This window comes from Azotobacter tropicalis (genome assembly GCF_059739045.1).
Genome location: NZ_AP046060.1, coordinates 201,726 through 218,052, shown reverse-complemented (window position 1 = coordinate 218,052; position 16,327 = coordinate 201,726). Strand labels below are relative to the sequence as shown.

Here is a 16,327-nt window from a genome sequence, read left to right as displayed (position 1 = left end):
GAGACTTGCCCAATGGCGAGCCCTTTCCCTTCTGTTCTGAAACGAGCGATGACCATGAATACTGCTGAGCAGCTGTTGCACCTGCATTTCGAAACCTTTGTCGATGACCACGAACGGTGGAAGACGCTGATCGCCGACGATCTGGTGTGGGAGCTGCCGTTCGCGCCTGCGCTCGGTCATCCGGCCCGCCTCAGTGGGCGCGATCAGGTGCTGAGCCACGTCGGCTGGTTTGTCGGCGCCGTGGAGAACTTCCGCTTCCATGACCTGAAGGTGCACCCCGGCGCAGCCCCCTCCGAGGCGAGCGCCGAGGTCAAGGCCGAGGGCTTGATCAAACCGACCGGACGTCTCTACCAGCAGGACTACGTACTGTTCGTCCGCGTCGAAAACGGCAAGCTGGCCTTCATCCGCGAATACTTCGACCCGGTCCGGGCCGCCATTGCGCTGGATGCGCCTATTCCTGCACTGGCCAGCTGAGCCGGTCGGGTCGACCTAATCGAGGCTGCCCATCCCTGCGCTACCCTATCGATCATAGCCCTCGCTTGAGGGCTTTGCCGATGGAAGCATGCCGTGCACCAGACCGAACCGGATGTACCGCCACTGAGTGATGCCCAACGCATCACTGCCGAATCGATGCTGCATTATCTGCCTGGCGAGCAGCAGGCCTTGCCGCCGCGCCCGCAGATGCAGGATGTGGTGGTGCAGCTGTTCACCCATCACACTATCGTCGAGCCGATATTGGTTCCCGCCGTGGTGGAGCCGCTGCTGGTGCTGGTGCTGGCCGGCGCCGCCAACATCGAAGAACGCTCCCTCGGCGGGGAATGGGAAGCCGCCAACGTTCAGGCCGGCGATTTCTTCCTCACCAACACCAGCGAGCCGTATGAGATGCGCTGGCAAACACAGGACGGCGATACCTTCGAGGTGATGCATCTATATCTCGGCCTGCCACTAATCGATCAGGCCGCACGGGATCTGCTGGGCAAACACGCCACCCCGGTGACCTTTCTCGATGTGTCCGGTGCACGGGATGAGCGGGTGAGGCTCATGCTGGATCAGCTGCGCATCGAGCTGATCAGCGAGCGCCAGCCCAGCCCGCTGTTCGCACGTAGCCTGGCGCAGGCGCTGGCCGTGCATCTGGTCCGCACCTACCTTGATCCGCACAGCGTTGCCAGGCGCGGCAATGCGCTGCAGGCGTACAAGCTGCGGCGCGTCATCGAGGCGATGAGCGAGCGCCTGGCCGACGACTTCAGCCTGACACACCTGGCCGAAATCGCGGATCTGAGCGAGTACCACTTCAGCCGGATGTTCAAGCGCGCCACCGGCCTGTCGCCCTCGCAGTACTTCATCCGCCTGCGCATGGCGCGCGCCCGCCATCTGCTGCTCGAGACGGACCGCAGCATCATCGACATCGGGATGGAGGTCGGCTACTCGAGCCCGAGCCATTTCTCCCAGGTATTTCGCCGCGAGGTGGGCGTCACGCCCAGGGCCTATCGCCAGGCGTGATGCTCGCCCCGGGCCTTACCAAAATGCGCGAAAAGCCCAGTACTTCTAGTGCGGGGATGAATAGCGGGGGAGGCTTCGCCTCCCCTATAGCGGCCTCGTCTGCTGCTCGATGTATTGCCTGACCACCGCAAGAGGAGCGCCGCCGACGCTGCCGGCAAAATAGCTGGGGCTCCACAAGGCATTGCTCCGGTATGCCGGCGCGGCCAGCTCAGGGTGTAGCTGTTTCATTCGGCGGCTGGACGCGCCCTTCAAGCTGTTCACCAGCTTCGAGAGAGCCACTTTCGGCGGGTATGTCACCAGCAGATGAACATGGTCGGCCTCCCCATTGAACTCCTGAAGCTCGGCCTCGAAGTCATGGCATACCTTGCGGAACAGGGTTTCCAGTGTTTCGAGGTGTGCGGACGAAAATACGCGCCCTCTGTATTTGGTCACGAAGACCAAATGAGCATGAAGCTCGAAGATGCAGTGTCTACCTGTACGGATTGCTGTATTCTCTTTCATAGACCAAGTATAGTAGAGCGCATGAAGCAGACCAAGACCTTCAAAGTTCGCGTTCGAGACAAGCACGCGCCGCTGCTTCGGCAGATGGCCCGCAGCGTGAACTTCGTCTGGAACTATCTGAACGAGCTCAGCTCCCGAGCCATTCAGGAGCGCGGTCTATTTCTGTCTGCCTACGACATGGACCGCTACACCAAGGGCTCCAGCAAAGAGCTGGGGCTCCATTCTCAGACGCTGCAAGAGGTGTCGCGGAAGTACGCCACGCGCCGCAAGCAGTTCAGGAAGGCTCGCCTCAACTGGCGCAAGTCAGGGGGTGTCCGTCGCTCGCTGGGCTGGGTGCCGTTCAAGTCCGGGGCGGCCAGCTGGAAGAACGGCCAGGTCTACCACAACGGGCATCACTTCAAGGTCTGGGATAGCTACGGCCTGGGCCAGTACCGTTTTCGCTCGGGCAGCTTCAGCGAGGATGCTCGGGGCCGCTGGTACTTCAACGTCGTCGTCGAGGTCGAAGTGAGGCCGTCGAGCGGGCAGGGGGCGGTCGGTATCGACCTTGGCCTCAAGGACGTGGCCACCTGCAGCGACGGCACGAAACTGGAGAACGGCCGCTTCTACCGCGACCTGGAGCCGAAGCTGGCGGTCGCCCAGCGGGCAAGCAAAAAGGCCCGCGTCAAAGCCATCCACGCCAAGATCGCCAACCGGCGCAAGGATGCCCTGCACCAGTTCAGCCGGGCGCTCGTCGAGCGCTGCGGCACGATCATCGTGGGCGATGTGAGCCCCACGCAACTCGCCAAGACCTCGATGGCCAAGTCGGTGCTGGATGCTGGCTGGGGCCAACTGAAAACGATGCTGGCCTATAAGTGCGCGCACGCAGGCATCGTGTTCGGGGAGGTCAACGAGGCGTACACCACCCAGGCTTGTTCGTGTTGCGGCGTTATCAGCCACAACAGTCCGAAAGGTAGAGCCGGCCTTGGAATAAGAGAATGGACCTGTGAGTGTGGTGCCACTCACGACCGCGATGTGAACGCGGCCAGGAACATTCTCGCGGCCGGGCATGGCCGTCCAGCAGTGGGAATCCCCGTCCTTTAGGGCGGGGAGGATGTCAAAAACTGGCATCGAGGACCAGCTTGCCACGTGTGTGCCGCCCCCAGCTCTTGCGCAACGCGCCTTCGGCTTGGGATAAGGGCAGCACTTCCACTTCGATTACCAGGTCGCCCGTCTCAAACAACGCGGCGATCTTCTGAAGCTGAGCGCCATCGGAGCGTGCCGCGAAATGCTTGCCCGTTGCGCCGACCGCCTCTGCCTGTGCGGCGTCAGGCGGGCTCACTGGGGAAACCAGTACCCCCCCAGGCTTTAGTACCGACCATGAACGTGTCTGCGTATCGCCACCAACCAGGTCCAGCACGACATCGACCGAGTTCACGACGGTCTCGAACGGCGTCTGGGTATAGTCGATCACCTGAGAGGCACCTAGCTCCCGCAGGTACTCATGGTTGCGCGCCGAGGCCGTGGCAATGATGGTGGCGCCGGCGATCCGCGCCATCTGCACCGCCATGCTGCCGACCCCGCCAGCGGCGCCGTGGATCAGCACCGTCTGCCCTGGCTTGATCTGCGCATGCTCATGCAGCGCTTGCCAAGCGGTCAGCGCCACAGCCGGAACGCCACTTGCCTGCAGGGCCGACAACCGGCCCGGTCGATGGGCGAGACGGTCCGCGCTGGCCAGAACCTCGGTGGCGTAACCACCGACAATATTGATGAAACTGAACACCTCGTCACCCACGGAGAAGCCGCGAACATCGTCGCCTACCGCCGCCACTCGACCGGCTACCTCGACGCCCGGCGTGTAGGGCAGCTCCAGCGGGATAAAGGCTTTCATTGCACCGGAGAGAACCTTCCAGTCGATCGGATTGACCCCACTGCCTGCCACTTCGATAAGTACCTCACCCTTGCCCGGCATCGGCGAAGGCAGTTCCTCGAACACGAAACCCTCTGGTTGTCCGTATTGCGCTACGCGAATCGCTTTCATGTGTCACCTCGAAAAGTTGAGAGCTGCTTGAAGGAGCCGGCAACAGGAGCCGGCGCAGGATTAGGCGCGACGTGCGTCCAGGCTGAAACGACCGGCGCCGAAGGCGGCCACCTGCAGCAGCCCGCCGGCCATGGCGATATTCTTGAAGAAGTGGATGAACTGGCTCTGGTCGGCCAGCTCGTTGTGGAATGCGAGGGCAGTGGCGACGCTGAACAGCGCGAGCCCCGCGGCAACCAGGCGAGTGCAGTAACCCAGGATCAGGGCGATGCCGCCTACCACCTCCACAAGGATGGCAATCGCGAGGGCCAGGGTCGGAAACGGCAGGCCGACCGATTCGATATAGCCGATCATGCCAGCAGGGGCGCTGACCTTGGAGATTCCCGAGAGCACGAAGATGGCGCTCAGCAGCACGCGACCGGCGAGTGAGGCCGAAGCGGAGAGCGTGACAGAGCTGTCGGTGGCGCTGGAGAGTGCGATGGATTGCGTCATGGCTGTTTCCCCTTGAAGGACCCACCACCCTGGTGAGCCGCAATGAGGAGAATTCTGCGTGCAGTTCTCTTATCTAAATAGACGGCTAATATCGAAGAGTAGATTCGATTAATTCGAACTCACAGAGGGCCCGACACTCGCTTCCGCACAGCCCAATCCGGACTGCAAGAGATCCGATCCAACATGGACACCACAATCCCATACAAGCTGACCTGACGGCACGATACGCCGGCCCCTCGCGCCTGGTTCATTGGCCTCACTGCCCCCGACACCTCGCTATCCAACAACCGGCCAGGCAGAAATAGGCAAGCGCCGTGGAGGTATCGGCATTCGCCCGTTCGCCGCTCTTCCCTAGCATCGCACCGTACTCAGTTCGATCCACCAGCACATCGCGCAGGAGGAAGGAGCTGAGCCCACAGTGATGATTTCAAGCGAGGAGATCCGGTTATGTCGAACATTCAAGGCAAGGTCGTACTGATCACAGGTGCAAGCAGCGGGATTGGCGAGGCTGCTACAAGGCTCATCGCCGCCAAGGGCGCCCATGTCGTGCTAGGCGCGCGCCGTACCGATCGGCTGGAGAAGCTTGTGGCGGATATCAATGCGCAAGGCGGCTCGGCAAGATGCCGCGCCCTGGATGTCACTGATCATACCGACATGCAGGCGTTTGCCGATTTCGCCAAGGCAGAATTCGGCAAGATCGACGTCATCATCAACAACGCCGGGGTCATGCCGCTGTCACCGCTCTCATCCCTGAAGGTGGCTGAATGGAACCGGATGCTGGACGTAAACGTCCGCGGCGTGCTGCACGGCATTGCCGCTGTGCTGCCGACGATGGAGGCCCAGGGGCACGGTCAGGTCATCAACATTTCTTCGATCGGCGGGCTCACGGTATTTCCTACCGCCGCGGTGTATTGCGCCACCAAGTTCGCCGTAAGAGCCATTTCGGATGGCCTGCGGCAGGAAACAGACAAGATCCGCGTAACGGTAGTCTGCCCGGGCGTGGTCGAGTCCGAGCTGGCTGACTCGATTTCCGACGAAGCGGCGCGCGAGGAAATGAAGGCGTTCCGCCGAGTTGCGTTGACCCCGAATGCGATTGCGCGGGCGCTTGTCTATGCAATTGATCAGCCCAACGACGTGGATGTGAGCGAAATCGTGGTTCGGCCTACCGCGAGTCCGCATTGAGACCGCTCTCGACCCCGTGCCTCATTGCTCATGCCAGGCAGAAAGCCGCTTCCAAAGAAACGGCAGGGGCGGCGGTCTGCTCGGCATCCAGGCATAGATAAAGAAGACAAGCTTAAAAGTCAGACGTCCGCCTGGGTCGGTTTCTGCCTGTTGCAGCGGGTCGGTTGGGGACGCGGTACCTCATCAGTACGCACGTCCTCTCGCTCGACTCAGGATGAAACCCTATTGGTAAGGATGTTCTTTGCAGCACATCAAATGCGCTTGGGCAGGTTGCTGATCAACAGCGACAAGACGACCGGCACCAGGATGAGGATGAAGGTGCAGACCAGCAGCGGCGGTATCGGCACCGGCAGCAGGACGCTCAACAGCAGCAGAATGGCGCCCCACGACAGGATCGCCACGGCGTTGTTGTTCAGGAGCGGCGAGGCGTAGTCGAAGCTGTGCCGCTTGGCATGCCAGCGCATCCAGCCGGCGAATACCGCCGGCAGCAGCACCACCGCCAGGAACGGCAACCAGAACAGCATCATCATGATCCGGTAGACCATCTGGTAGAGGATCTTCTGCAGGGCCGCTCCCCGCGAGGCCAGGTACTCGAACCAGCCATCGACCTTCGCCTCGAAGGACTCGACCAGCCGCTCGCCCCGCGGCATGAGCAGATCTGACACCGCCGCCTTGGCGCCGGAGTCGATCACCAGCGTGGTGTATACGCTGCCGGTACGCCGGATCACGGAGTTCATGTCCGCTTTGGTCAGCAGGTCGTAGCCCCACTGTCGCTCCAGGGTGAGCACCCGGTCGATCAGGGCGTTCGGCACCACGGTGGCGAGCATCAGGACCAGGATGAAAAAGAACGCCAGCGAGGTGACCAGTCCTTTCGGCCACTTCTCCTCGATCACCTCAGACATGCTCGGCTGCTCCGTAAGTCTGGATCAGGTACTCGGTGACCTCGGACGGGACGTAGGCGTGACGGCCCCAGCGGGCCGTCAGCTCGTCGCCGGGGCGCTGGTCGGCGCGCTCGAGCGCCCGATAGAGGTGGCCCAGCACGAACTTCAGGCGCTCGTAGTCCGCCACGCCCTGCTGGCACATGCGCTGATAGCGCTGCAGGGCTTCGGTCAGCGCCGTGCCGATGGCCGGCGGGTTGTAGCCGGCCAGCAGCAGGGTCTTGATGAAACGGGTACCGCAGCGCCACTCCAGATCGAAGGAGCGCAGCAGGGTGGTCGACGGCTCGTCGAGGCCGGCCAGTCGTTGGATATCGCGGGCAATGGACGTAGACACGGGGAGGCTCCGGATCAGTTGGCCGAGGGGGATTGAGGCAGTTGCAGGATGGGCAGGCGTCCCTTGCGGATGTCGCCGCCGGCGAACACCGCCAGGTATTCCAGGTCCGGCAGCTCGCCCAAGAGCGCCATGGGAAAGCGCTCTCCCTCCTCCTCCATCAGCCGCTCGCCGACGTTGCCCGACTGCAGCACGCCGGCCTCGCCGCTGGAGTTGCCCTGCGTGCGCATGACGTACTGGTAGCGGCTCATGGGCATCTTGCTGGCGATGAACTCCTGCGTGTCGGTATCCAGCACACGCATCGCGACGATGTGGTTGGCGTTGGCCAACACCTGCAGGGCCTTGGCTTCGTCGCCCATCCGCGCCTTGAAGTCGGCGATGGTCTGGGTCGCGATGTAGAGGTTGATCCCCGCACCGCGGCCCTTGTTGAGCAGCTGGATCAGCTGGTCGTTGAGCACTTCCGCGGCTTCGTCGACGAAGATGTTCACCGGCGTGGGCTGGCGATGGTTGTAGATCTCGCCGGCCGTCGAGGCCAGATCCGCCAGGGCCAGGGAGCCGATCGTCGAGCCGACCATGGGGTCGGACAGGGCATCGAGGCCCAGGTACAGCACGTGGGCCGCATTGATGACCGAGTTCAGGTCACAGATCGGCCGTTCGTCGTCATCGTCCCACACCGGCGACAGCAACGGGCCCATGTGCCCCGAGGTGAGCATGACCAGGATCGGCAAGAGGCCGGCGATCATCTTGCCGAAGTGGGTGCGCTCATGTTCGAGCATGGTGAGCAGGCCCTCGATGTCGGGGTTCGGCTCGGCCTCGGCGATGTCGCTGTAGTAGAGCTTGCGCAGCACCTTGGCGCGGGCCTCGGGGTCGCGCGCCTTGGCCGCCCGCACGGCAGTGTCGGCCATGCTGTCGAACTGGGCTTCGCCGAACACCTGACGCCCGTAGGCCGTGACGACCTTGATCGTCAGGCCGGGAATGTCGCCCTCCAGCGTGCGGCGCATCCCCACCAGGGTGGGCAGGATGTTGCAGATCAGCATGGCCTGGATGACGTTGTTGAGCGCCATCTGGGCGAACGCCTGGAAGGGATCGCCCGCCTCGCTCTTCATCAGCACCGCCACGCGGGATGCCACCTCGGTGGCCCGGCCGTAGTTCTTGGTGAGCGAGAGGCGCACCGAGTGCTCCGGGTGGCCGGGATGGAAATACTTGAAGCGGTTGGGATCGCCGGTCGCCGCGCAGGTCAGCCGGCAGGTTTCGGCCAGCCCCTTGTCGCCTTTGGGGTCGATGACGATGACGGCCTCCCCGCGGGCGATGCACTGGCCGATCAGCAGGTCGAACAGGCGCGTCTTGCCGGCGCCGGTCGTGCCGATGATCAGGTGGTGGATGGAGCGCTGGTCTTCCGGCCGGAAACAGGGCTCCTCCTCCGCCATGCCGAGGCCGTGGATCCAGCGGCTCCCCTTGACGCTCGCCTGGCGCCGGCCCTTGCGGGCCACCAGCTTGTCGATGTCCCGCGACAGCAGCTCGAAGGCCATCTGCCCGTGCTTCTGCGCCCAGAGGAAGGCTTTGCCGTAATAGATCTGGTCGGGACGCTGGCGGGTTTCCTTCAGCAGCGCCTCCAGGGTGACAAAGCTCATTTCGACCCCGCACAGGCACGCCTTGGCCCGGTGCAGGCGGACGGCCTTGGGCAGCGCCGCCAGCGCGAAACCGGCCTGCACGCCCAGGGTGATCAGGTAGGGGGTGAGCGGCATGCTGCTCAGCAGGTGCACCGCCGTGCTGGCCGCCATGGAGGCACACCAGGCAGTCGCCTCCGCGGCCTCGTAGTTGGGGCGCCAGAGGTTGGTGTAATTCCATTCAGTCATGGGCGGCCACCTCCTGGGGCAGAGCACGGATATAGGTCTTCTTGCGGGTATGAACCTTCATCGCATCACGCAGGTAGAAAATGGCTTCCTCGATGGCCAGGGCGGAGGCATTCAGGCGCTCAGCGACCGTGGCGACCTGGGTCGGGTTGACCACCAGCGTGTTCACCTCGCCCATCTTCTCGGGGCGGGCCTGCTCCAGCACCGCCTCCAGGTAATGGCGGTACACGGGGATTTTTTCCGCCGGGACACGGCTGATATGCGGCACGTCCCAGTCCAGCCCGGCGAGCTTGCAGAGGATCAGACTCGGTTGGGCGGTCAGGAGGAAGCCGGTTCGCTTATGCCAGGCTCGCGTGAGCGGGGCGCCTTCCCGGGTGAAGTCCTGCCAGAGCCAGTCGGCGCGGAAGAGCGGCAGGATGTCGTCGTCGTTGTAAGGACTGTCGCACAGCGGCACGAATACCCTGCCACTGACCAGTCGCAATTCTTGCGAAATGCCCAGGCAGGCGATGAGCTTGCGGGCGAACGCGGGCTGGGCCTCGAGGAGGGCGATCTCCGCCGGCGTCAGTCGCGCTTCCTGCTCGGGCGTCAGCAATACCTCCTGTTCGGAGTCAGCTGCCTCCGCCCCGGACGCGGAGAGCGGCATGGACGGCTCGGGGGCCGGCTGGGGCTGGCTGTCGGAGTGCGCCGGCTCGGCCAGCAGTGCGGCCAACGAGACCTTGCCGCGGGTGGCCTCGGGCTCGGGGCTTGGCTCAGGGGCCGACGGAGCGTTGGCGGGCGTGCCCAGCATTTCGGCCAGCGGAACCTTGCCGCGTGCGGCTTTTCGGGGAGCCGTCTCGGCGCTCGACTCGGGGGGCGCCTCTCCATCGACCGGCGTGCCCAGCAGCTCGGCCAGCGAAACCTTGCCGCTTTTTCGGGGAATTCCGGCGCCTCTGGCTCTGGGGCCGACTCTAGGTTGGACGTCGCGAGGGCCCTTTGTTCCGGCGAGATTGTGCCCAGCAGCATCCGCTGCAGATCCGCATCCGGATCGTCCATTGCCTCTTCCATGGGGGGCTGGGGCGCCGGCGGGACGTTCGAGGGCACCTCGGCAGCCGCCGGGGCTGGCATCGACGGGGTACTGGGCTCGGTCGGCAGGCTGGGCGTCGAAATAACGCTTCGCGTTGGCTCCGGAGCCGGCTCGGGCTGGCGCGGCGGCTGCGGTTTCGCCGCCGCGGGTTCCTGGGCAGGCACCGCGGTCGGCGCGGGAACCGGCTTCTCGCGATCGAACGGACTTGTTTCGTTGGGCGCGATCAGCTCGACCTGCTCGCCCTCCTTGCCGAGGAGAATGGAGGTCGGCGGCGGGACCGGCACATGCGGAAACAGCACGTCCGCAGAGCTGAGTTTCAGGCAGCGCAGAGCCGGCCCCTTGCCGTTCCTGCACAGGACGTGCGGGGTGACGAGCCAGTAGAGGTCGCCATCGTCCCGGCGCTGGGCCAGGCCATGATCCGCCAGGATGGCCAGGAGGGTTTCCGGCGAGCGCGGAATGGCCACGATTCCATCCTTCACCAGCAGGCTGACGATCTCCTCGGCGGCGCTGTGCCAGGCGATATAGACGCCATCGGTGGCCACCCATACCCGGCTGCCCGACACGTTGACCGTCCAGCGTCCCGTACTGAGCAGGCGCAGCATGGCGTCGCTGACCAGGCGGATGACCGGCACGCCGGTATCCCCGCCTCGGGCATGGCTCGGCCCCTTGAGCAGGTCGCGCCTGACCGAGGCCGAGTCCGACCGGCGCACCAGCTCGGTCAGGGGGCGGGGTTCCTGTTGCCCGCAATCGCATCGAGCAGGGCATCGTAGATGTCCCGTCCGCCGCCCTGAATCCAGGCGCGGGCTTCGGCGGGTATGAGGGTCGACACCAGGGCCACCGAGGCCTGGATGTGCTTTTCGTGGCGCTGGGCATTCCAGTGCAGGAAGTAGCGGTCGAGCTTGTGGCGCCCCGCCCACTGGTGGAGGGTTTCCTGCTCGGGGCTCCACTCGAGCTTGCCCTCGAAGTCGGTGGCGCGCAGATCGGTGAGGGCCTTGCCGGCATCGTGCAGCAGGCCTGCCGCAACGCCCGCCACATTCCAGCGCCAACGGCGAGTGCTGCGCCGGGCCGGTGTCTCGGCGGTGTCGAAGGCGGTGGTCAGGCACCCATCCAGGGTGAGGTTGGCGACTTCGAGGCTGTGCCGCAGCAGCCCGCCGGGACCGGCGTGGTGATGGTGCTCCGAGGCCGGCAGCAGGTGCGCCAGCTCCGCGAAGTTGATCAGGATCGGTTCGACGTAGCGCTGGTACTCGTCCTTCGGCAGGCCGATGGAGCCTGCGATGCGGTCGATCAGCTTGCCCTGGTAGTGGCGCATTAACCACTCGCCCGTCACCTTGCCGGGATAGCCTTCCTGATAGGGGGGATAGCGCAGGTTCCGCCAGTTATGGTTTTCCAGGTAGGGGCGAAGCTCGGGGGAATCAGCCGCTCGGCCGGATGGGGCGCCTCGGCGAAGAGCGAGGCGTAGTTGTCGCCGAACAACCAGCGCTTGATGGCGGTAAGTAGCATGAGGACTCTCGTAGCAGTGGGTCGAGTCCCCATGATCGGAAATCGAATCGCGCCTGTGCGGCCATTTCACGCCACTTTTTGGCTTGAAATTACCCGATCGAGACGAAAAAACTCCGGCAGCAGGACTGCACGGGGGTTGAGGCATTGAGCTGTGCTGCGTCAGCCTATTTTTCGTCACTCTGGCCAGTGAATTTCCTTCGGGCGCCCGCGCTAGTAGTCCCGGTGGTATACGAGGCCTTGTGGTGCAGACGGCGGGTCAGACCTTGCGCCGATCCCACTCGCGCTCGATGGCTACCACCAAGGCAGAAGCGGCACCGTGCAGGTCGTTCAACGCCTGGTTGTCCTGTCCGCGCACATTGATGGCCTTGAGGGTGTCGGCCATGTTGGGGGCGCCACTGTGCACGCCGGTCAAAATGTCCACGAATGTCCCATAAATCTCTCTCAGCTCAGCAGCGCGGCTATCGTCTTCTTCATCCTTGATGAACTCCGAGAGGGCGCGGCAATTGGCGGCGAGTTCGTCTAGTTCGGTCTGGTCAAGGGTGTATTTATTGCTCATTGCCCTTCGCTCTTTCTTCGTTCGTTATAAATGCCGGTGCTGGTAGCGACCGACCTGAGGATAGTTTTCTCACGCTCTTGGCCACTTCCCCAGACCAGCACCGATAAACGGCCAACACCAATGGCAGGTTCGGCGGTTTGCCAGGTGTACTGGCGGTTACGGCTCAACGGTCGAACATCAGGCAGTAGTGGATCAGCTGCTGCTCGATGCTCTGTCGCTGCCCCAGGATGAGCAGGACCACCACGAGGCGCTTTTCCTCATCGCATTCATAGAAGACGCGATAGCCATCGAGATTGAGCTCTCGATAATGGGTGATCCCAAGCTCGCTGGCTTGTGCACTGATGGGGTAGCCCAACGGGTGATCGGCCAGGCGGCGCATAACTTCTGCCACCAAGGTGGAGAGCTTGTCATAGGCCCCGTCATAGCCGTGGTACGGCTCCAGGTGGGCGATCTGGGAAAACAGGCTGGTTTCAGCCGTCGTAGCAAACTGAACGTCGAAGCTCATGAGGTTCCTTTGGGTTGCTGGCATCGTTGTGCCAACCGATCCAGGAGCGTGTTACCCGACACCAGCTTGCCTTGCTCTTTGTCGCGGGAACCCAATGCCAGGAGCTTGACGAGCGCAATCGTCTCATCGCGCTGCTTGCGTTCGGCATAGGACTCGATGACATAGGCGGGCAGACCGTTCTGGGTGATCACCATGGGTTCGGTTAGATCCAACGATGCGGCGTGCTTCTTCAAGAAGCTGATCGTCTCGATTTTCATAGCAATGTCCTGCGTTTAAGAAGTCTATTTATAGACTAAATTTAGATCTACGTCGACAGAACAAAAATCTATGGTCACCCCCGTTTTTGCAATGCTGTCCAGCGATGGGTGTTTGGCTTGCCTAAATCTATCCGGCGTCTGGTTGGAGCATGCTCCGCGCCACGATGAGAGTCGCGCCTGGCGATCCTGAAAACCCGGGCGGCTTCGAAAGCCGATTTTTGTGTCAGGTTCTTCGCCAAGCTGGTGGGCCGTTCACGTCATCGATTGTTCAGCGATCGCAAAACCTGGAAGGTGTTCGGAGTACTGCGTAACGACAGGGTCAAGCCGCCAAGGCGTCTGGCCCCGCCTCGAACTGCGTGTGGTTGGCCGCGATCGACCAGGCGATGCGAGCCAACTTGTTAGCCAGGGCGCAAGCGACCACGTTCGAATGGCGGCGACTGCGCAGGGCACGCACCCAGTCGGCCAGGGCGCCGCGTTGATGCTCCAGTCGTTGCAGGTAAACCCTGGCGCACTGGACCAGCAGTTGCCTGAGCCTCTTGTCGCCACGCTTGCTGATGCCCAGTAGCCTGGCCTTACCCCCAGTGCTGTACTGCCGGGGCACCAAACCAACGGATGCGGCGAAGTCCCGGCTGCATCCGTATTGCCTGCCATCCCCCATTTCGGCAGCCAGCAGGCTGGCGGTAATGGGGCCGACACACGGGATGGTCAGCAAACGGCTGCCCAGGTCATCGCTCTCGAGCTGGCTTGCAATGTCCTTGTCCAGTTCCCTGATCTGTCCGTCGAGGTAGTTGAAGTGCGCGTGCAGACGTTGCAGCAGCAGGCTTAACCGAACAGGCAGCGGCCGCTCGGCCAGGACATCGGGCAGGCGTCTCATGACTGCCAGCCCTTTGGGCAGGCTGACCCCGAACTCCAGCAGAAAACCATGCATCTGGTTGGCGGTCTTGGTCCGATCCCGCACCAGCGACTCCCGCATACGATGCTGGACCGAGAGCGTCTGCTGGGCCTCGGTCCTGGGTGTCACAAAACGCATCGAGGGACGTGAAGCGGCTTCGCAGATCGCTTCGGCATCCACAAAGTCGCTCTTGTTGCTCTTGACGAAGGGCCGGACGAATTGTGGGGAGATCAGCTTGGCCTGATGCCCAGAGCCATCAACTCCCGGGCAATGAAATGGGAGCCGGCACAGGCCTCCATCACCACGGTGCAAGCCGGGAGATTGCTGAAGAACCTCATCATCTGCTGACGCGACGACTTCCTGCGAAAGACTTCCCGGCCGGCCCTGTCCTGCCCGTGGAGATGAAAGCTGTGTTTGCCAAGGTCGATACCGACCAGTGCTACATCGCTCATGGTGATGGTCTCCAAAATGAAACACCCTGCGAAAGCAGGGCCTTCGCAGGGTGTGGGGGTGACCATCTCATTAACCGGCACGAAGGCCGGGTTGAGAGGTTGTGCATCAGAACCAGAAACCGGCCGCAAAGGGCGGCTGCTCCTCCGGTTCGACTTCCCATGATCGGAAATCAAATCGCGCCTGTGTGGCCATTTCCCGCCACTTTTTGGTTTGAAATTACCGGTTTGAAATAAAAAACCCCCGGCAGCAGGACTGCGCGGGGGTTAGAGGATTTCTAGGATTAGCGAACAGACAACTGAACGTGTTTTCCCGTTCTGGCCAGCATGTCCACCAACGAATCGATGGTGAACTTGGCCGATTTATTTTGGACGATATCGGAGACCCGCGGCCGGGTGACACCCAGGACCTGGGCAGCATCGACCTGTTTCAGATTTTCGGTCTCGATCCAGTTCGCGATTTCTTTCATCAAGGACTCCCTGATGGAAAGTTTTTGTGAAATGAGCCGATCGGATTCGGCCTTCAACGCAGCCGCCTCTTCCGGACCAAAACCGAGGTCCGCAAACACATTCCCCCCAGCCGGAGTGATGTGCCGTGTCTCGGTATCAATCTTGGTATCAATGCTCATTTTTTTGACCTCTCTTCGATAACAGCCTTGTAACGAGCAGCGGTAATTTCCTTGTCGCGCTTGCTCGTGGTGGCTGTTTTCTTCTTGAAGCAGTGCAACACATAAACCGCTTCGGGAAATTTTGCGACATACATAACGCGGAACCAGCCGTCATCATGGTTGATACGGATTTCCTTGGTGCCGGCGCCAACCACGTCGAACGGCTTCCAGTCCTCTGGGTCCAACCCACGTTGAACCTGACTGAGCTGGAATCCCGCATCCCTACGTGCGCGAGGCGTGAAAATGTGGTCATCCTTGATGTCCTCATATGAAGAGCCACGCCACTTGATCGGCTTTCCGTCCATGCCTTACCTCAATGTATCAAATTTTATACGCGACGCAAGGTTAGCCATGGGGAAAGACAAGGGCTCCCGTGCCATCAATGCCGCAACTGCATACGTCCAGTCCTGCTGAACCGGCAGCACGCTCGAACCCCAGAAGATTCGAGTTTCTAAATCACGCATGTGCAACTCCTTTTCAAAGGCCTACCCCAAAAAACCCGGCACGAAGGCCGGGTCGAAGAGGTTGGGCATCAGAACCAGAAACCGGCTGCAAAGGGCGGCTGTTCCTCCGGTTCGGGTTGTGCCGGCTTGCGGATGCGAAGCACCGGTGCCGGCTGGTTCGGGTCAAAGCTGGGATCTACCGTCATGCGCGTCCGGCAGCCACTGTCGCCCTGGTGCTTCTGGATCAGGTCCGCCGGAATTTCCTTCCCTTGGGCCATCTCCTCGGCAATCGCCTTCCAGTCGACCGTTCCTGCCGTCTCGTAGACGGTGATCTTCACTCCGTAGGCGTCGGCCCGGCGGAACCCTGCCGCTCTCACGAGGAGCTTGAGCTGGGTGTCCAGCTCGCCGGCCTCCTTCTGCAGCGCGTTCAACTGCGCCTTGAGGGCGACCAGCCTGGCCTCCTGCTCGCGGCGCTTTTCCGCCAACGCCTTCCAGGCGGCTTCGTCGGTCTGCTCCATCGGCAGCACATCCCGCAGGGGATCGGCTGCCGGGGGCGTTCCGGTTCCCACCGTGTTCCAGAAGATTTTTTCTGCCTCGATGATGCGCTGGATGAGCAGGTCATCCCGCTCGACCACCAGGCAGCACGGCTCGTGCTTGGGCGACCAGAACCACAGGTACCCGCGCCGCGCGCCGCAGACGATCAGCTGGTGCATGACCTGCCAGCGATAGAGCTGGAAAGCCGGGCTCTTGTCCCGCAGCGCCAGCACCTGCAGATGATTGTCCTCCGCGAGATTCTTGATCTCGACGGGGGCACCCTCGCCCAGCAGGCCATCGAAGGAGGCCCGAATGAACGGGTGCTCCTGCGACTCGGCGCAGATCGGCAAGCCCAGTTGGCCGTATTTCTCCTCGAACATCTGCAGGGCCAGCGGCTCGAACTTCTGGCCACGCCTCACCTGCGGGATAACCGACAGGTCGGGCGGGGTCGTCAGTCCGACCAGCTCCTTCCAGAGCTCGAGGGGCGTCTTGGCAGGGTTGTGTCCCATGATGACCGCGCAACGGGTTGCGCTGACACCTTCCTGACGCCATTGCAGCCACTCGGGAGTCCGCTGCTCGAGATCAACGACCTTCATCGTTCATCTCCTCGTCAGCGAATCCCAGGCGAGCTTTTTCGTCTGGACTGAGA

At 62.5% G+C, this 16,327-nt stretch carries 19 protein-coding genes and 2 pseudogenes; 4 read left to right on the top strand and 17 right to left on the bottom strand.

Translation table 11 applies throughout. The annotated features are described in order from the left end of the window. Window positions 1-54: 54 nt before the first annotated feature. Window positions 55-474 carry a nuclear transport factor 2 family protein gene (locus Atro_RS23045; RefSeq protein WP_089169851.1) on the top strand — a complete coding sequence of 140 codons (420 nt, stop codon included), beginning with the start codon at window positions 55-57 and terminating at the stop codon, window positions 472-474. A gap of 156 nt (window positions 475-630) precedes the next feature. After that, entirely contained in the window at window positions 631-1,500 is an 870-nt protein-coding gene (locus Atro_RS23040) for a helix-turn-helix domain-containing protein (protein ID WP_497928006.1), read from the top strand. Window positions 1,501-1,584: 84 nt separating this feature from the next. Here the strand turns inward: Atro_RS23040 and tnpA are convergent, their stop codons facing one another. Further along, a complete protein-coding gene (gene tnpA / locus Atro_RS23035) occupies window positions 1,585-2,001 on the bottom strand; it encodes an IS200/IS605 family transposase (RefSeq protein WP_497927777.1) in 417 nt (138 codons plus the stop codon). 21 nt (window positions 2,002-2,022) lie between these two features. Between tnpA and Atro_RS23030 the strand changes: the two genes are divergently transcribed. Next, window positions 2,023-3,081: an RNA-guided endonuclease InsQ/TnpB family protein gene (locus tag Atro_RS23030; RefSeq protein ID WP_497927776.1), complete on the top strand. Its 1,059-nt coding sequence runs from the start codon at window positions 2,023-2,025 to the stop codon at window positions 3,079-3,081. Window positions 3,082-3,094: 13 nt separating this feature from the next. Here Atro_RS23030 and Atro_RS23025 read toward each other — a convergent pair whose 3' ends face one another. Continuing rightward, window positions 3,095-4,018: an NADP-dependent oxidoreductase gene (locus tag Atro_RS23025; RefSeq protein WP_497927775.1), complete on the bottom strand. Its 924-nt coding sequence runs from the start codon at window positions 4,016-4,018 to the stop codon at window positions 3,095-3,097. 60 nt (window positions 4,019-4,078) lie between these two features. Then, window positions 4,079-4,507 carry a DoxX family protein gene (locus Atro_RS23020; RefSeq protein WP_497927774.1) on the bottom strand — a complete coding sequence of 143 codons (429 nt, stop codon included), beginning with the start codon at window positions 4,505-4,507 and terminating at the stop codon, window positions 4,079-4,081. Between the two features lie 447 nt (window positions 4,508-4,954). Between Atro_RS23020 and Atro_RS23015 the strand changes: the two genes are divergently transcribed. Further along, window positions 4,955-5,689, top strand: coding sequence for an SDR family oxidoreductase (locus tag Atro_RS23015; protein ID WP_497927773.1), 735 nt, complete (start codon window positions 4,955-4,957; stop codon window positions 5,687-5,689). Between the two features lie 251 nt (window positions 5,690-5,940). Here Atro_RS23015 and Atro_RS23010 read toward each other — a convergent pair whose 3' ends face one another. The 14 genes and pseudogenes from Atro_RS23010 to Atro_RS22945 form a co-directional block, all read right to left on the bottom strand. Then, entirely contained in the window at window positions 5,941-6,591 is a 651-nt protein-coding gene (locus Atro_RS23010; RefSeq protein ID WP_497927772.1) for an IncC plasmid conjugative DNA transfer DtrJ family protein, read from the bottom strand. After that, on the bottom strand, window positions 6,584-6,961 hold the full coding sequence (locus Atro_RS23005) for a hypothetical protein (RefSeq protein WP_349617918.1): 378 nt from the start codon (window positions 6,959-6,961) through the stop codon (window positions 6,584-6,586). The genes Atro_RS23010 and Atro_RS23005 overlap by 8 nt, the downstream gene beginning before the upstream one ends. 14 nt (window positions 6,962-6,975) lie before the next feature. Beyond that, window positions 6,976-8,814: a conjugative transfer system coupling protein TraD gene (gene traD, locus Atro_RS23000; RefSeq protein WP_497927771.1), complete on the bottom strand. Its 1,839-nt coding sequence runs from the start codon at window positions 8,812-8,814 to the stop codon at window positions 6,976-6,978. Continuing rightward, window positions 8,807-9,598, bottom strand: coding sequence for a hypothetical protein (locus Atro_RS22995; protein ID WP_497928018.1), 792 nt, complete (start codon window positions 9,596-9,598; stop codon window positions 8,807-8,809). The genes traD and Atro_RS22995 overlap by 8 nt, the downstream gene beginning before the upstream one ends. Before the next feature lie 713 nt (window positions 9,599-10,311). Continuing rightward, window positions 10,312-10,584 (bottom strand): annotated as a pseudogene (locus Atro_RS22990) (TraI domain-containing protein); the annotation flags it as partial. 8 nt (window positions 10,585-10,592) lie between these two features. Then, complete coding sequence (gene mobH, locus Atro_RS22985; protein ID WP_497927770.1) at window positions 10,593-11,183, bottom strand: MobH family relaxase; 591 nt, start codon at window positions 11,181-11,183, stop codon at window positions 10,593-10,595. 14 nt (window positions 11,184-11,197) lie between these two features. Continuing rightward, window positions 11,198-11,374, bottom strand: a complete 177-nt coding sequence (locus Atro_RS22980) for a hypothetical protein (RefSeq protein ID WP_497927769.1) — start codon at window positions 11,372-11,374, stop codon at window positions 11,198-11,200. 256 nt (window positions 11,375-11,630) lie between these two features. Further along, window positions 11,631-11,930, bottom strand: coding sequence for a hypothetical protein (locus Atro_RS22975; protein ID WP_497927768.1), 300 nt, complete (start codon window positions 11,928-11,930; stop codon window positions 11,631-11,633). 163 nt (window positions 11,931-12,093) lie between these two features. Continuing rightward, window positions 12,094-12,435 carry a type II toxin-antitoxin system RelE/ParE family toxin gene (locus Atro_RS22970; protein ID WP_497927767.1) on the bottom strand — a complete coding sequence of 114 codons (342 nt, stop codon included), beginning with the start codon at window positions 12,433-12,435 and terminating at the stop codon, window positions 12,094-12,096. Next, on the bottom strand, window positions 12,432-12,692 hold the full coding sequence (locus tag Atro_RS22965; protein WP_497927766.1) for a type II toxin-antitoxin system Phd/YefM family antitoxin: 261 nt from the start codon (window positions 12,690-12,692) through the stop codon (window positions 12,432-12,434). The genes Atro_RS22970 and Atro_RS22965 overlap by 4 nt, the downstream gene beginning before the upstream one ends. A 319-nt stretch (window positions 12,693-13,011) precedes the next feature. After that, window positions 13,012-14,036 (bottom strand): annotated as a pseudogene (locus Atro_RS22960) (IS110 family RNA-guided transposase). Between the two features lie 281 nt (window positions 14,037-14,317). Next, window positions 14,318-14,662 carry a helix-turn-helix domain-containing protein gene (locus Atro_RS22955; protein WP_040107376.1) on the bottom strand — a complete coding sequence of 115 codons (345 nt, stop codon included), beginning with the start codon at window positions 14,660-14,662 and terminating at the stop codon, window positions 14,318-14,320. Beyond that, complete coding sequence (locus Atro_RS22950) at window positions 14,659-15,006, bottom strand: type II toxin-antitoxin system RelE/ParE family toxin (RefSeq protein ID WP_040107375.1); 348 nt, start codon at window positions 15,004-15,006, stop codon at window positions 14,659-14,661. The genes Atro_RS22955 and Atro_RS22950 overlap by 4 nt, the downstream gene beginning before the upstream one ends. Before the next feature lie 227 nt (window positions 15,007-15,233). Continuing rightward, the gene (locus Atro_RS22945) at window positions 15,234-16,274 is read right to left on the bottom strand and encodes a lambda-exonuclease family protein (RefSeq protein WP_497927765.1); all 1,041 of its coding nucleotides are present in this window, start codon (window positions 16,272-16,274) and stop codon (window positions 15,234-15,236) included. Window positions 16,275-16,327 lie beyond the last annotated feature (53 nt).

What these genes read in the sequence shown, in the direction of transcription:
- Atro_RS23045 (WP_089169851.1), top strand. Translation starts at nt 55, where the DNA reads ATGAATACTGCTGAGCAGCTGTTGCACCTGCATTTCGAAACCTTTGTC.
- Atro_RS23040 (WP_497928006.1), top strand. Translation starts at nt 631, where the DNA reads ATGCTGCATTATCTGCCTGGCGAGCAGCAGGCCTTGCCGCCGCGCCCG.
- tnpA (WP_497927777.1), bottom strand. Translation starts at nt 2,001, where the DNA reads ATGAAAGAGAATACAGCAATCCGTACAGGTAGACACTGCATCTTCGAG.
- Atro_RS23030 (WP_497927776.1), top strand. Translation starts at nt 2,023, where the DNA reads ATGAAGCAGACCAAGACCTTCAAAGTTCGCGTTCGAGACAAGCACGCG.
- Atro_RS23025 (WP_497927775.1), bottom strand. Translation starts at nt 4,018, where the DNA reads ATGAAAGCGATTCGCGTAGCGCAATACGGACAACCAGAGGGTTTCGTG.
- Atro_RS23020 (WP_497927774.1), bottom strand. Translation starts at nt 4,507, where the DNA reads ATGACGCAATCCATCGCACTCTCCAGCGCCACCGACAGCTCTGTCACG.
- Atro_RS23015 (WP_497927773.1), top strand. Translation starts at nt 4,955, where the DNA reads ATGTCGAACATTCAAGGCAAGGTCGTACTGATCACAGGTGCAAGCAGC.
- Atro_RS23010 (WP_497927772.1), bottom strand. Translation starts at nt 6,591, where the DNA reads ATGTCTGAGGTGATCGAGGAGAAGTGGCCGAAAGGACTGGTCACCTCG.
- traD (WP_497927771.1), bottom strand. Translation starts at nt 8,814, where the DNA reads ATGACTGAATGGAATTACACCAACCTCTGGCGCCCCAACTACGAGGCC.
- Atro_RS22995 (WP_497928018.1), bottom strand. Translation starts at nt 9,598, where the DNA reads ATGCTGGGCACGCCCGCCAACGCTCCGTCGGCCCCTGAGCCAAGCCCC.
- mobH (WP_497927770.1), bottom strand. Translation starts at nt 11,183, where the DNA reads ATGCGCCACTACCAGGGCAAGCTGATCGACCGCATCGCAGGCTCCATC.
- Atro_RS22980 (WP_497927769.1), bottom strand. Translation starts at nt 11,374, where the DNA reads ATGCTACTTACCGCCATCAAGCGCTGGTTGTTCGGCGACAACTACGCC.
- Atro_RS22975 (WP_497927768.1), bottom strand. Translation starts at nt 11,930, where the DNA reads ATGAGCAATAAATACACCCTTGACCAGACCGAACTAGACGAACTCGCC.
- Atro_RS22970 (WP_497927767.1), bottom strand. Translation starts at nt 12,435, where the DNA reads ATGAGCTTCGACGTTCAGTTTGCTACGACGGCTGAAACCAGCCTGTTT.
- Atro_RS22965 (WP_497927766.1), bottom strand. Translation starts at nt 12,692, where the DNA reads ATGAAAATCGAGACGATCAGCTTCTTGAAGAAGCACGCCGCATCGTTG.
- Atro_RS22955 (WP_040107376.1), bottom strand. Translation starts at nt 14,662, where the DNA reads ATGAGCATTGATACCAAGATTGATACCGAGACACGGCACATCACTCCG.
- Atro_RS22950 (WP_040107375.1), bottom strand. Translation starts at nt 15,006, where the DNA reads ATGGACGGAAAGCCGATCAAGTGGCGTGGCTCTTCATATGAGGACATC.
- Atro_RS22945 (WP_497927765.1), bottom strand. Translation starts at nt 16,274, where the DNA reads ATGAAGGTCGTTGATCTCGAGCAGCGGACTCCCGAGTGGCTGCAATGG.